Origin of the sequence: Chitinophaga sp. CF418, from assembly GCF_900142925.1 — a bacterium.
Taxonomy (GTDB): Bacteria; Bacteroidota; Bacteroidia; order Chitinophagales; family Chitinophagaceae; genus Chitinophaga.
Window position 1 is genome coordinate 486,527 of record NZ_FRCN01000001.1, and the last position, 14,611, is coordinate 501,137.

The 14,611-nt window shown below is 46.7% G+C and carries 11 protein-coding genes; 3 read left to right on the top strand and 8 right to left on the bottom strand.

What is annotated here, in order from left to right; genetic code table 11:
• Positions 1-124: 124 nt before the first annotated feature.
• The gene (mnmA, locus tag F3I09_RS02030) at positions 125-1,225 is read left to right on the top strand and encodes a tRNA 2-thiouridine(34) synthase MnmA (RefSeq protein WP_149693369.1); all 1,101 of its coding nucleotides are present in this window, start codon (positions 125-127) and stop codon (positions 1,223-1,225) included.
• 115 nt (positions 1,226-1,340) lie between these two features.
• Here the strand turns inward: mnmA and F3I09_RS02035 are convergent, their stop codons facing one another.
• The 4 genes from F3I09_RS02035 to F3I09_RS02050 all read right to left on the bottom strand — a co-directional run bounded on the left by F3I09_RS02035 (position 1,341) and on the right by F3I09_RS02050 (position 7,884).
• Positions 1,341-2,213, bottom strand: a complete 873-nt coding sequence (locus F3I09_RS02035; protein WP_149693370.1) for a hypothetical protein — start codon at positions 2,211-2,213, stop codon at positions 1,341-1,343.
• A 15-nt stretch (positions 2,214-2,228) separates the two neighbouring features.
• A complete protein-coding gene (locus tag F3I09_RS02040; protein ID WP_149693371.1) occupies positions 2,229-3,389 on the bottom strand; it encodes an RsmB/NOP family class I SAM-dependent RNA methyltransferase in 1,161 nt (386 codons plus the stop codon).
• Between the two features lie 108 nt (positions 3,390-3,497).
• Positions 3,498-5,066, bottom strand: a complete 1,569-nt coding sequence (gene odhB / locus F3I09_RS02045) for a 2-oxoglutarate dehydrogenase complex dihydrolipoyllysine-residue succinyltransferase (protein WP_149693372.1) — start codon at positions 5,064-5,066, stop codon at positions 3,498-3,500.
• A gap of 67 nt (positions 5,067-5,133) precedes the next feature.
• The gene (locus tag F3I09_RS02050) at positions 5,134-7,884 is read right to left on the bottom strand and encodes a 2-oxoglutarate dehydrogenase E1 component (RefSeq protein WP_149693373.1); all 2,751 of its coding nucleotides are present in this window, start codon (positions 7,882-7,884) and stop codon (positions 5,134-5,136) included.
• Positions 7,885-8,197: 313 nt separating this feature from the next.
• Between F3I09_RS02050 and rpsT the strand changes: the two genes are divergently transcribed.
• Entirely contained in the window at positions 8,198-8,452 is a 255-nt protein-coding gene (gene rpsT / locus F3I09_RS02055) for a 30S ribosomal protein S20 (protein ID WP_089834712.1), read from the top strand.
• Positions 8,453-8,854: 402 nt separating this feature from the next.
• On the top strand, positions 8,855-10,612 hold the full coding sequence (locus F3I09_RS02060) for a M14 family metallopeptidase (RefSeq protein WP_149693374.1): 1,758 nt from the start codon (positions 8,855-8,857) through the stop codon (positions 10,610-10,612).
• A gap of 36 nt (positions 10,613-10,648) precedes the next feature.
• Here the strand turns inward: F3I09_RS02060 and F3I09_RS02065 are convergent, their stop codons facing one another.
• The 4 genes from F3I09_RS02065 to F3I09_RS02080 form a co-directional block, all read right to left on the bottom strand.
• Positions 10,649-11,707: a beta-ketoacyl synthase chain length factor gene (locus F3I09_RS02065; protein ID WP_149693375.1), complete on the bottom strand. Its 1,059-nt coding sequence runs from the start codon at positions 11,705-11,707 to the stop codon at positions 10,649-10,651.
• The gene (locus F3I09_RS02070) at positions 11,697-12,911 is read right to left on the bottom strand and encodes a beta-ketoacyl synthase (RefSeq protein WP_149693376.1); all 1,215 of its coding nucleotides are present in this window, start codon (positions 12,909-12,911) and stop codon (positions 11,697-11,699) included. The genes F3I09_RS02065 and F3I09_RS02070 overlap by 11 nt, the downstream gene beginning before the upstream one ends.
• A gap of 14 nt (positions 12,912-12,925) precedes the next feature.
• Entirely contained in the window at positions 12,926-13,186 is a 261-nt protein-coding gene (locus F3I09_RS02075; protein WP_089834708.1) for a phosphopantetheine-binding protein, read from the bottom strand.
• A gap of 137 nt (positions 13,187-13,323) precedes the next feature.
• Positions 13,324-14,610 carry an ABC transporter permease gene (locus tag F3I09_RS02080; RefSeq protein ID WP_149693377.1) on the bottom strand — a complete coding sequence of 429 codons (1,287 nt, stop codon included), beginning with the start codon at positions 14,608-14,610 and terminating at the stop codon, positions 13,324-13,326.
• Between the last annotated feature and the right edge of the window lies 1 nt (position 14,611).

Sequence of the window (14,611 nt, forward strand, 5' to 3'; positions counted from 1 at the left end):
GACAGTCCATAGTCCCTACTCAATATCGGGTTAGAATTACTCTTTCCCATTCATGTCATAATATTACCCCTGGGGAGGCTTCTCGACTAATTTCTGTAATTTTGCGCACTTAATATTATTAACAATGAGCAGACATGGTAAGGTTCTGGTTGCGATGAGCGGCGGTATAGATAGTACCGTTACCGCCCTGATGCTCCATGAACAAGGGTACGAAGTGGTGGGAATCACCATGAAGACCTGGGATTATGCATCTGCCGGCTCCAGCAAAAAGGAAACCGGGTGCTGTAACCTGGATTCCTTCAATGATGCCCGTGCAGCAGCCGTACACCACGGTTTTCCTCATTTCGTGCTGGATATCAGGGACGAATTCGGGGATTTTGTTATTAATAACTTTGTAGACGAATATATAGCAGGCCGCACTCCCAATCCTTGCGTTCTGTGCAATACCCATATAAAATGGCGTGCGTTGATGAAACGTGCAGACGCCATGGACTGTGCTTTTATTGCAACAGGACACTATGCACAGATCAGGGAAGAAGACAGCCGCTTCGTACTCAGCAAAGGTATTGATGACCTGAAAGACCAGAGCTATGTATTATGGGGACTTCAGCAGGATGTGCTGGCCCGTACGATACTCCCCCTGGGTAAATACCGCAAGACAGAGATCCGCCAGATGGCGTTTGATTTCGGTTATCCGGAACTGGCAAAAAAAGCAGAAAGCTATGAGATCTGCTTCGTGCCGGACAATGACTACCGCGGTTTCCTGAAACGTAAAGTGGATGGACTGGAAGAAGAGGTAAATGGCGGCAATTTCGTGCTGAGAGACGGCACGATCGTCGGTCATCATAAGGGTTATCCCTTCTATACTATCGGACAGCGTAAAGGGCTGGATATTGCCCTGGGACGCCCGGTATTCGTAACCGAGATCATCCCGGAAACCAATACTGTAGTATTGGGTAACGAAGATGAACTGAACCGGAACGAGATGACCGTTTCAGGCATCAACCTTATTAAGTATGATCACATTCCGGAAGGCATGGAAGCCACTACCAAGATCCGTTATAAAGATAAAGGAGCGCTCAGCAATCTTTACAATGTAGACGGAAAAGTGAAAGTGAACTTCTACGAACACGTGAAAGGTATCGCTCCCGGACAGTCCGCAGTTTTCTATGAAGGAGACGATGTGATTGCAGGCGGTATTATACAGAGAACTGTATTGCAGTAATAGCGTTGCTTTCAAATATTACGAAGGTGCTTCAAATAAACTGAAGCACCTTTTTATTTTCTCGCTATTAGGCTTTTGCTGCTCTCCAGGAAGCAGATTGAAAAATCCTGAAGTTTTATCTGTAAGTGATTTTTCTTGTCGTTGTTGCAGAACTTTTTTTATCGCCTGCCTGTTCTTTTCGGCTTATCCAATTTCCCTTATTATCATACGTATATTCAACTGTAAAACTCCTGGCCTTATATAATTCATCTGAGATGCTCTTGCGCGTGCTATCTCCCTGATGATAATCAAAAGCTATAAGGTTTCCATGATCGTCATATTTGCTAACCAATTTAGTCTCCACTACTGCGCCAAAAAAGAAATATGTTGTAACCAACTGGTTCAGCTTGTTATATTCATCCACCGTTGAGTACCCTTTGCCATCTTTAATTAAATTACGCTTCACCATTATGGCATCCCCTTTTTGTTCCATCACGATGCTTTCTATGGAATTTTCATCTCCATCCAAAACCAACAATGAATCTCCTGTTTTATACTGATATAAATGGCGTGTTTCGGTACTGTAAATACGGTTTATTTTCTCTATTCGTCTGCCATTTGTGTCATATTTAAAGCGATCTGCATTGTAAGTACTGAAATCATCTGAATTAATCAGTGCTAATATTCTACCTGCAGTATCATATTGAATGGTAAGTGTGTCGTTCAACATTCTCCTGGTAACCGTAGCTATCTGGTGCAGACGCTGGTCTTTAAATAAATATTCCTTTAGAATGGTATCTTTCTTTATATAAGTGTCAGCTGCCTCATCTTCCATATAAGTCGCTTCTGAAATATGCACGATGTCTCCCTGAAATATCTCAGGACGGAATGTCACGGTAATATCGTTATTCAACACCTTCTCCTTGATCTCCGCGATCCTGTCCACTTCTTTATCAGATGATGCTTTACATGCTGCCAGCAATAGTAACAAATACAATACTCTCTTCATAAGGTTATAAGGCAATTACTTTTTTAACATCTTTACCGCAAACATACTATCCGCCCGCTGTTCATAGCCTGCTATCACCCCGCCTTCCTGTATCTGCAATCCACTGCCCTCTTCCAGGAATGTTACCACTTCCTCGTTCTCTTTCCTGAATACTGAACAGGTAATATAGATCAGTGTTCCTCCCGGTTTCAACAGTTGTACCACATTGGCAGCGATCTTCTTTTGTAACTGCTGATATTCTGTGATCTGCTTTTCACTGAAGAAAGAAAGACTTTCAGGCGTACGTCCCCAGGTACCTGATCCCGAACAGGGGGCATCCAGGATAATATGATCGAAGCGACGGTCTTTAATGACTGATGATGACACGGGGGCTGTCAGGTCCATCACAACACTTTCGTAGTGCCGTATTCCAGCCTCTTTAAACCGCTGATGCAGGTTTTGGATGATAGAGGTCCGGATATCACTTGCCAGCAGTTTTACACCCGGCTGTTTGTCCAGCAACAGGATCGATTTTCCACCGCTGGCAGCACAGCTGTCCCACCATTGCTCTCCTACTTGCGCATTGAACAGCGCACCTGCTTTCTGTGAAGATGCATCCTGTATCTCATACCAGCTCTTGTCGGTAATGATCGCATCTATTTTTGTACTGTTAGGTAGTGCGATGGTATCTTCTCCAAGTACTTCAAATGCAATAGCAGCCTTCTCCAGCAGCCGCAATATCGAAAACTGTTTGTTGTTGCGCGTCCTGATAAACAGATGCGGTTGTACAAAGAAAGAGCGACTGAAAGCGAGACTATCTATGCCATCAGATAATTCTTTTGTAAACGGAAATACATCTGTCACATCATCATGTCCCAGTAATAATAGTTTCTCATCCACAGGTAATTGGATCTTTTCATTCAGTTCCGGATGAAAGAACCGTAATATTTCATTCCCTTCCTGTTCACATAAAAAGCAGCCCATCAATATTCTTTCAGAAGTGCTCTTCGCACCCTTCCACAGGTTTCCCAGCCGGTAATACTGGTATACCAGCTGAGAGATCTGTCGCCTGTCCCTGCTGCCCATATAAGGATGCTGCTTAAAGAATCCTTTCAGGAAGTGATGCAATGGCAGGGAGCCATCGTAAGCGATTATGACCTTCTCGGCAGCAGCTAAATAATTTTCCCAACGGATCATATTACGATTGATGCGGTTGCTTAAAATGCAAAACGCTTAACGCGATTGGCAATAAGGCAATCAGGCGTTAAGCGTTTCCGCAATTATACGTTCCGCGTTTTGCGTTATTTATAATTTCAGTAATGCTTTCAGCGGATCTTTACCGAACAGTAACTGCTCAGGATTCTCCAGCATTTCTTTCACACGCACCAGGAAGCTTACAGACTCGCGGCCATCGATGATACGGTGGTCGTAGCTCAGCGCCAGGTACATCATCGGACGGATCACTACCTGTCCGTTGACAGCCATCGGGCGTTCCTGGATCTTGTGCATACCTAAGATAGCAGACTGAGGAATGTTAATGATCGGAGTACTCATCAGTGAACCGAACACGCCTCCGTTGGTGATAGTGAAGGTACCACCGGTCATTTCCTCCATAGTGAGTTTATTGTCACGGGCTTTGGTAGCCAGTTCCACTACTTTCTTTTCAATCTGCGCCATATCCAGGCTTTCTGCGTTGCGGATCACCGGTACTACCAGCCCTTTCGGTGCTGATACGGCGATAGATACGTCGCAGAAATCATGGTATACCAGCTCTTCTCCGTCGATATATGCATTCACAGAAGGGAATTCCTTCAGTGCAAAACAACATGCTTTGGTGAAGAAGCTCATAAAGCCCAGGTTCACTTCATGCTGTTTCTTGAATACTTCTTTGTACTTAGCGCGCAGGTCCATGATGTTAGTCATGTCCACTTCGTTGAAGGTGGTCAGCATCGCTGTCGTATTCTTCGCTTCCACCAGACGGCGGGAAACGGTCTTACGCAGGTTGCTCATCTTCTCGCGACGTTCTGTGCGGCTGAACATTTCCTGACCGATAGCTACACCCGGATTCTGGAGTGCTGCATATACGTCGTCTTTCATGATCTTGCCATGAGCACCGGAACCCTTGATAGAGGATGGATCCACATGCTTGTCTGCAATTACAGCAGCAGCAACGGGACTAGCCTTTACATCATTAGGAATAGCAGTCACCGGCGCCTGTTGTACCTGCGGAGCAGCCTGTGGTTTTGCAGCAGGAGCAGCTGAAGCAGCTGGCTGTGCTTTACCTGCAGGACGGCCTACACTGGTATCTATTTTAGCGATAGGATCACCTACCTTTAATACATCTCCTTCTTTACCGAGCGTCTGTAATGCACCGGCTTCTTCGGCATTCAGTTCGAAAGTGGCTTTCTCTGATTCCAGTTCGCAGATCACTTCATCACGCTCTACGTACTCACCATCTTTCTTCAGCCATTTTATCAATGTCACTTCACTGATGGATTCGCCCACAGTAGGCACTTTCATCTCAATGGTTCCTTTATTTACCGCAGGTGCTGCAGGAGCAGCTTCGGCAACAGGAGCAGGTGCAGATGCAGCAACAGGCGCCGCTGCGGCCGGAGCGCCAGCACCCGCAGGAGCAGCAGCATCCGTATCAATTGTACAAGCGACATCGCCTACTTTTAAAGTAGCGCCTTCGGGGGCTGCAATTCTTAATACCCCTGCCTTTTCTGCATTCAGTTCAAAGGTGGCTTTTTCAGATTCCATTTCACAGATCACCTCATCCTGCTGCACATAATCTCCGTCTTTCTTCAACCACTTTGCAATTGTTACCTCGCTAATAGATTCTCCTACCGTAGGAACTTTGATTTCGATAGCCATATTTCTAATTTCTGTGTGCAATCAATGTTTAAAAGTGAAATCATTCTTCACTTTGTTCTCTATTCATCTAAATGTTAAATGCAGTCTCAATGATTTCGAGCTGCTCACGCGCATGTACCTTCGCATATCCTGTCGCAGTTGCTGCACTTGGATTACGGCTGATCACACCATAGTTGATCTGTTTCAGGTTCATCTGCAGATAGGAAGCTGCGCCCATATTCAGCGGCTCTTCCTGTACCCAGAACCAGGTAGCAGCTTTATACTTCTGGTTCAGCGCCTCCAGTTGTACTACCGGCAGCGGATACAGTTGTTCCAGCCTTACAATAGCCACATCTTTCCTATTCTCTTTCTGCTGTTTTTCGCTCAGGTCAAAGTACATCTTACCGGTACACAGCAGTACTTTTTTCACTTTAGATGGATCATCGATAAAATCATCATCCAGTACTTCCTTAAATCCTCCTTCTGTGAAGGCTGCTATCGGCGAGTAAGAACCTACGTGCCTTAAGTTGGCTTTAGGTGCAAAGTTCACCAGCGGCTTGCGGAACGGCCAGGTTAACTGACGGCGCAATGCATGGAAGAAGTTGGCAGATGTTGTGATATTTGTAACGATGATATTGTATTCAGCACATGCCTGCAGGAATCTTTCCGGACGGGCATTGGAGTGGTCTGGTCCACCGCCTTCATAACCATGTGGCAATAACATTACCAGGCCATTCTGCGTTGTCCATTTCTGCTCTGCACTGCTCAGGTACTGGTCAATCACTGTCTGCGCACCATTGGCAAAGTCACCATATTGTGCTTCCCACAGTACCAGTGAATTCGGATTGGCCATTGCATAACCATATTCAAAACCCAGTACGGCAAATTCACTCAGCAGAGAGTTATAGATGCGGAACTGACCCTGTTTTTCCTGCAGTGAGCCCAGCCTGTTATAAGTAGCATTGGTATTTTCGTCAAACAGGATAGCATGTCGGTGGGAGAAAGTACCTCTCTTCACGTCTTCACCGCTCATACGCACGTCCTTGCCTTCAGTCAGCAAACTGGCATATGCCAGCAACTCACCGGTAGCCCAGTCCAGCTTTCCTTCTGTTTCGAACAGTTTTATTTTGTCCTGTAGCAGCTTTTCAACTTTACGTAATGGAACGAACTCTTTAGGCCATTCCATCAGCTTGCCAACCAGGCGTTTTACTTCTTCTTCCTTAATAGCGGTCACCGGTGATTTTTCAAAATCTTCCGGCTGCGATTTACGCAATTCAGCCCACCACAGCTCCGGTTTCTGGTAAGTGTAAGGCAGCGGGTTCTGTCTTACCTCATCCAGGCGTTCCTGCAGGTCAGCCCAGAAGCTCTTCTCCATTTCCTTCGCCAGTTCCTGTACTTCCACTTCACCTGCCTGTAACAGTTTCTGTGTGTACACTTCCCTTGGGTTAGGGTGCTTATCGATCAGTGCATACAGGCTTGGCTGGGTGAACTTAGGCTCATCGCCTTCGTTATGCCCGTGCTTACGATAGCACAGTAAGTCGATAAAGATATCTGAATTAAATTCCTGTCTGTAACGGGCTGCTATCTCAGCTACTTTCGTCACAGCTTCCGCATCGTCGCCATTCACATGGAATACAGGCGCCTGTACGGTAGAAGCGATACTGGTACAGTAGTCGGAGGAGCGGGCATCGTCAAAGTCAGTGGTGAACCCGATCTGGTTGTTGATCACCAGGTGCATGGTACCGCCGGTGTAATAACCCTTCAGGTTGCACATCTGGATGAGCTCATATATCACGCCCTGTCCTGCTACCGCGGCATCACCGTGGATCAGGATAGGCAGTATCTTGTCATAATCGCTGTTGTAGATCACATCGGCTTTACTGCGGGCATAACCTGTTACCAGCGGGTCTACCACTTCCAGGTGGGAAGGGTTAGGGAGCAGCTGGAGATTTACCTTGTTGCCGGATGGTGTTTCCACGAGGGAACGGAAGCCCAGGTGATATTTCACGTCACCGCTACCCATTGTCAGATCCGGTACGGCATGTCCTTCAAATTCATTGAAGATCTGCTCATACGTTTTACCGAGGATATTTGCCAATACGTTCAGACGGCCGCGGTGCGCCATACCGATCACCGCTTCCTGCACGCCTTCGGCAGCAGCAGTGTTGATGATAGCGTCCAGGGCTGGGATGGTATTTTCACCACCTTCCAGGCCGAAACGTTTCTGACCTATATATTTGGTGTGGAGGAATTTTTCGAACATTACACCCTGGTTCAGTTTTAGCAGGATGCGTTTCTTCCCATCCAGGGATACGGGCTGCTGCAGGGTGGTTTCCATCTCACGCTGTAACCACTCCACTCTCTTTGCATCGTTGATATAAGTGAATTCCAGCCCCACTGCCGCAGCATATACCTGCTTCAGTCGGTTCACGATATTTTCCAGGCTTGTTTTACCAAGGCCCAGTACCTGACCGGCATAGAATTCTGTTTTCAGATCTGCTTCTACAAGGCCGTAAAAAGAGATATCCAGGTTGGCATGCCTGTCCTTTCTTTCGCGGATAGGATTTGTTTTCGAGATCAGATGCCCCTTTTTACGGTAGGCCTGTATCAATCTGTAAACATTGAGTTCCTTTGTTAACTGGTCACTGCTTACCGGAAGACCGGCGCCCGCCGCTCCCGGCGCTCCTGCTTTTCCATTAACGTTATTTACCGCAAAGTCAAATCCTTCAAAAAACTTGCTCCATTCCGGGTCTACTGCGCCAGGGTCTTTACGGTAATCCTGGTATAAAGATTCTATGTAGGCAGGATGTGAGTTGGTAACAAATGAGAAGTCCTTCATTTACAACGAGTTTTGCTAAAGCTTCGATTCAAATTGCTATTCTGTTGAATGCCCCGTATATAATATATGGGATTGCAAATATCGTAGCTTTTTTGTTAAAGAAAAACGGAAAAATGCTGAAGCTTTAAAGCTTAATCAGGAACACTTAACCTGCTTTTCTTATATTAACCTGTTTTCACTTGATTTTATTCAGTTTTACTAATTTTGTGTCTATAGTACGGAAATCCAGGCAAATATTCCAGGAATTTCGTTTTTATTTGTTTTCTATTGAAGTAATGTATACCTTTGCCGTCCGAAACTTGAAATAAGAAAAATGGCAAACCATAAAGCAACGAAAAAAGACGTACGTCAGAGCAGAAAACGGAATGAGCGTAACCGTTACTACGGTAAAACTACCCGTAATGCTATCCGTGATCTGAAGAAATTGACTGAAAAGGCGGCTGCTGACGATAAGTTGTCTGATGTGATCTCTATGATCGACAAGTTGGCTAAACGTAATGTTATTCATAAAAATAAAGCAGCCAACCTGAAGAGCAAACTTTCTAAGAAAGTAAACGCCCTCGCATAAGCGCTTTAGTCTAAAAATAATTTAGCTCTTCCTGCCAGCAGGAAGGGCTTTTTGTTTTGCCGGTCCATTCCACAAGACCTATCACCGTCGTCTTCTCTCCGTCTTCTCTCCGTCTTCTCTCCGTCTTCTCTCCGTCTTCTCTCCGTCTTCTCTCCGTCTTCCCGTTCCCCGGTTGCCACCGGGAGCTACAAATACACAACTCCTAACAGCGCTGATCCACGCGACCTTTCCAGACCTCCCCGCCGCCCATGTAATTCTCCCTCCTACACACACAACAGATATATAAAAACCAAAGATATTCCACTATTTTGTTGCCCCGGCATTGATAATATGCCGCCTGCCTTGTCATACAGGCGCAATACAATAAAGTCAACCAACACTATACAAAGTTCGCTTTTATACATGAAGAAAATTATCAGAACCGCCACCCTGCTGGCGCTATGCTACTCCTGGCTGCCCGCAGCAGCACAAGACCTTACCACCCGCTTCGAGAAAACACAGGGACAGGAAACAGCTACTTATGACGAATGCATCACTTATTACCGTGAATTAGACAAACGCTTCCCCCAGATCTCCATGCGGGAAATGGGCCCTACGGACGCTGGATACCCCCTGCACCTGGTGGTCTACTCCCCTTCCGGCGATTTCAACTTTGCCAGCCTGCGCAAAAAGAATAAACGTATTATCCTCATCAATAACGGTATCCACTCCGGTGAACCCGACGGTATTGACGCATCCATGATGCTGCTGCGTGACCTCGCGCTGGGTAAAAAGAAACTGCCCGATAATATCATCCTGGCCGTCATTCCTATATATAATATCGGAGGCGCACTGAACCGCAGCACCAATTACCGGGTTGACCAGAACGGACCTGCTGCCTTCGGTTCCCGTGGTAATGCCAGGAATTACGACCTGAACCGTGACTTCATTAAAGCCGACTCCCGCAATGCCCGCTCCTTCCAGCAGATCTACCAATTGACAGATCCGGATGTATTTATAGACAACCACGTGAGCAATGGCGCTGATTATCAGCATGTCATAACCTTGCTATCTACGGAACATCACAAAATGGGCGGCGTCATGGGCGACTTCCTCCATGGGGAATTCGAACCCGGTATATACCAGCTCATGAAGGAAAAAGGTTATGACCTCGTCCCTTACGTCAATCACTTTGGCGAAACTCCGGAAAATGGCTGGATCACTTATGCTGATGGTCCCCGCTATTCCAGTGGTTACACCACCCTCTTCCATACCTTCGGATTCGTTCCCGAAACGCATATGCTGAAGCCATATCCTCAAAGGGTACAGGCTACCTATGCGCTCATGGAATCATTCATTAGCTTCGTGAGTACGCACAGCGACAAGATCAAAACACTCCGCGCACAAACCAAAGAAAAAGAAAAGACGCAAGCCTACTTCCCACTGGAGTGGAGGGTAGATACCACGCTCTTCAGCTATATCAATTTTAAAGGATATGCTGCCGGCCATAAACCCAGTGAGATCTCCGGACAACCACGCCTGTATTACGACCGGACCAAACCTTTCGAAAAACAGGTGAAGTTTTATGACTATGTAGCGGCAAAAAATGATATCCAGAAACCTGAAGCCTACGTCATTCCTCAGGGCTGGTGGAACGTGCTGGACCTCCTGAAGAACAATAATGTGCAGATGAGACGCTTTACGCACGATACGGTCATCTATGTGGAGACTTATCATATCGATGATTATAAGACTGCCCAGCACCCTTACGAAGGACATTACATCCACAGCGATGTGAAGGTATCTGTTACCAAAGACACTATGCACTTTAGAAAAGGGGACTATTACATTCCCATGGACCAGGTTGCCAACCGCTACCTCATCGAAACACTGGAACCAACCGGAGGTGACTCCTTCTTTGCATGGAACTTCTTTGACCCAATCCTCGCCAGGAAAGAAGGATATTCTCACTATGTATTTGAAGATATTGCTGCGGATTATCTAAAATCAAATCCGGCGTTACAGGAAGAATTGAAGCAGAAAAGAGCTACTGACAGCACTTTCGCGAAGAGTGGTGAAGCACAGTTACGTTTCGTCTATGAACATTCACCTTATGCAGAACCAGGATATCTCAGGTATCCGGTGTTCAGGATCGCCAGATTAAAAGCTCTCTATAAATGATTTTTTAAAGGCTGTCCGCTATTCCGGGCGGCCTTTTTACACCGCCTGCACCAGCATAAACGTATGCTGTTCTCCAAAAAAGTGATTATAGATCAGGATATTCCGCAATCTCGCAGGCTGCTGCTGCAACATCGGGAACCATTGTGAAGGAATCTGTTGTTGTTTCAGCATCTGCGCTGCCAGCCAGAGGGCAAAGGCGCCCGCGGTTTCATAGTCGCCGCTGAGGTGTTTGAATGGTAATTGTGGGCATTGGGTACAATCATTCAGTACCTGGTAATAGTGTGCATGATTGCTGTCTGCATTTGCGCCGCTCAATACCAGGTCTATATCTGCGGCCTGCAGACCATGTTGCTGCAGGAATTGGGGCAACGCGGTTTTTAGTTTCTCGGGGGATGGCTTATACAACATCTCCAACCCTCCTATTTGTGCATAACTCTGCGCCGTAGCTGTGGGGGCCAGTAAAAAGAATACTGCTCCTTCTCCGGAAATCGTCCCGGGAGAAACATGCTCATACAGTGCATCATTGGACACCGTTTCCTTCTTCCAATGACCAATACGTCCTTTGATGAAAAAGTGTTCCGGCGTGATCTCGTCAAATGCGCCTGCTAATACATCAGACGTGCCTTCGTGCAATAACAGCATACTGTCCAGCAGGGCATGTTCAAATGAAAAACCCCGGTGAACGAACGTGTTGTTGTACCGCGTACATTTCTGTTGTAATGCGATCAAACCGTTGACTGCATTGTAAGTGGATTGAATGAAAGGAGTAGGATTCAGGGCTCGCTCCTCGTAATCGCGGATCTCTTTGATAAAACGTTCAGTGTCCTGCAGACTACCCTTACCGGTACCGGTCACAATTGCGCCGGGAATTGCAATACCGCTGTCCTGCAGGCATTTCAGAGATGCAGTCAGTCCCATTCTGAGCACACGCGTCATTCGGCGCAAGCTGTTGGGGGCGATAAACGAACGATAATCGGGCTCTACGCAGGAAAGCATATTCCCCCGGGTAACTACCATCGGCTGCGACAGGTCTCCCTCAAACGTATGCTGGGGTGTAATAGCCGCCAATCCCTGTATGTAACACTTACCCTTCATATTTGCTGATCAGCAGGGAGGCATTGTTGCCGCCAAAACCAAATGAATTTGACAGCACATGACGCACGGGATATTGCTCCAGCAACTGGGTTTCCGGCGTAATGTACAATTCCTGCATTTTATCTTTAAAGTGGAGATTAGGAAATATTATCTGATGAGAGATAGCCAATACGGCATAGATAGCTTCTATCCCTCCTGCAGCGGCCAGAGCATGACCGGTAAATGGTTTGGTACTGCTGAACTTTGGCACATCATCACCAAACAAACGTTGTAAGGCCATTCCTTCCGCTACATCATTGCTGAGTGTAGCTGTGCCATGTACATTCACGTACTGGATATCCGCAGGTGTACATCCACCCATTTCCATGGCTGTTTTCATAGCGGCATAGGCGCCGTCGCCTTCAGGAGAAGGGGCTGTAGGATGGAACGCTTCATTGGTATTGGCATAGCCATTCAATGTGGCCAGTACTGTGGCATTCCGCTCTTTTACAAGCGATTCGCTTTCCAGTACCAGGTAAGCCGCGCCCTCTCCCAGATTCAGTCCGTTACGGTCATTATCAAAAGGACGGCAGGGGCGTTTATCTACATTTTTAAGCGAGTTAAAACCATTCAGGGTAAAACGGGTCAGCGCTTCCGTACCTCCACAGATCACGCGGCGTACTAAGCCGGCTTTGATCAGTCTTGCGCCATACATCAGCGCATTTGCAGACGAAGAACAAGCCGTACTGATCGTGGTGATAGGCCCGCTGATGCCCACTACATCAGCAATTTGCTGTGTACAGTCAGCACAGTCCAGGGTATCAATGTATTTGTCGAAATCACCCGTTTTTGTGGGGTCAGCAATGTCGAAATAAACATTCTCTGTATCACACATTCCACCTACGGTAGAAGCATTGATAAAACCAGTGGTTTCATCCTCCAGGTTGCTGAGACCTGCATGTCTTAAGGCTTCCTGCATAGCAATCAGTCCCAGTAAAGTAGTACGGGTATATCCTTCCTTACCGGCTACACCAGCCATTTCGCTAAGTGCTGGCGAGGTATGCTTTACTTCTGCTACCGGTAATACTTCCTTGTAAATAGTATCCAGCTGCCTGGTGAAATCCAGACCACTCTTTTGCGCGCGCAGGCTCCGGAGATTCTCCGCGACGTTATCACCAATGGCGGTGATCATTCCTAACCCTGTTATAAACACTCTTTCCGCCATGCCCGGATTCCTGCTTACGCAGGTTGTTGTTTGGATTGAATAAATTCTGCCATGGATTGAACAGACTGTAATATCTTTCTTCCTTCACGTGGATCTTCTACTTTGATCTGGTATTGCCTTTCCAGTAAAACCATCAGCTCAAGCGAGTCGATGCTATCCAGACCCAGACCTTCACCAAACAAAGGTGCATTGTCATCAATGTCTTCAGGACGTGTGTCCTGCAGGTTCAACGCCTCGATAATCTGAACTTTCAATTTCTGTTTTAATTCTTCCATAGTATTGTTGCAGGTTTATGTCCCTATTTATTAATCCCGGGAACCTGGCCACCGTCCGCAATTTTCACGCCAGGCACCCGTAAAAATACAGTTTTACCTCCAATAGTCAATGCACGCAGTACTCCGCCGGAATTCCCCTAGCTGAGCCTTCTCTTCTCTATCACAGCGGCGATACATAATAACGTTACCGCAAATAATACCAGTTTGCCCACATGCCCCCAGATATGCCCCACGCCGACATTCCGCAGATAAATATCGTTGATAGCATCCAGTCCCCAGCTGAGTGGCGAGAGGTGACCAATGAACTGCATATGCGATGGCATGATCTCCAACGGTATCCATATACCGCCAATGGCAGAGAGGATAACAATGGAAATGGCGCCAAAATTGAGGGCCTGATTGGGCGTCTTAAATACAGTACCAACCAGTATGCCATAAGATGTAGACGCCAGGCCAATCCCTACCGCTACAATGAATGCCGCCAGCAGGCTCTGTCCCAGCACCAGTTTGGGCAACCCCAGCAATGGCAGCAGGTAAATGCCTACCTGCATCATCAGGTAAAATTGCACTACACATACCGCTACGAAGAACAACATCTTACCCGTCAGAACAGCCAGGTAAGAACCCGGTATCAGTTTCATTCTCAGCAGACTGCCGTCTTCCCTTTCCCTGATCATATTGCCCGCTATGGGGATTACAATAAAGAACATGGCAAAGATGCTCCATGCCGGCACATTGTGCTGCACAGAATTGGATATCACGTCTATTTCCTGTGAAGGTCCCGTCAGCTGCTCTTTCAGCCCTACAGCCTTGAGCTGTATCACCATAGAATCGCCTTCCGGAACATCCTTCCTTTTTAACTGCTGTTTGATCCTTTCCAGTAGCAGGTCTGTTTCCACCTGCGTCAGGAAATTATCCAGTGCCTGATGAATAGCGCTTTTAAAGGCTTTCTTCGAAGCAGGATCAAAATAAATGGTCACGTTCAATGAGTCTTTACGGCTGCTTACCGGTAAAACACCAGGCATGCTCATACGCTTCAAAATATCATTGACGATCTTATTCGCATTGCTCACAATAGCGCCGGTAGCGCCGGAAGGAATGATAATACAGATCTTATATTCACCTTCATTCACCAGGTTCCTGGCCTGCTGCTCCATAATGGGCTGGCCTTTCATCGAATCTATCACCCGGAATTGTTCGCTGTATTCCAATCCTTCCCTGATATATTTTCCCAGTCGGCCATGATCATTATCCACAGTCAGGATGTCAAATCTCAACTCCTGGTAATCGCGAAAAGGCGCATCTTCTATCATGGCCATTACCGTAATCAATATTACCGGCATGGCGAATAACAGTGTCAGCCCTGTCCTGTCGCGCAACAGCAATAACCATTCTTTTCGTATAGTAGCCAGTAGTCGTAACATC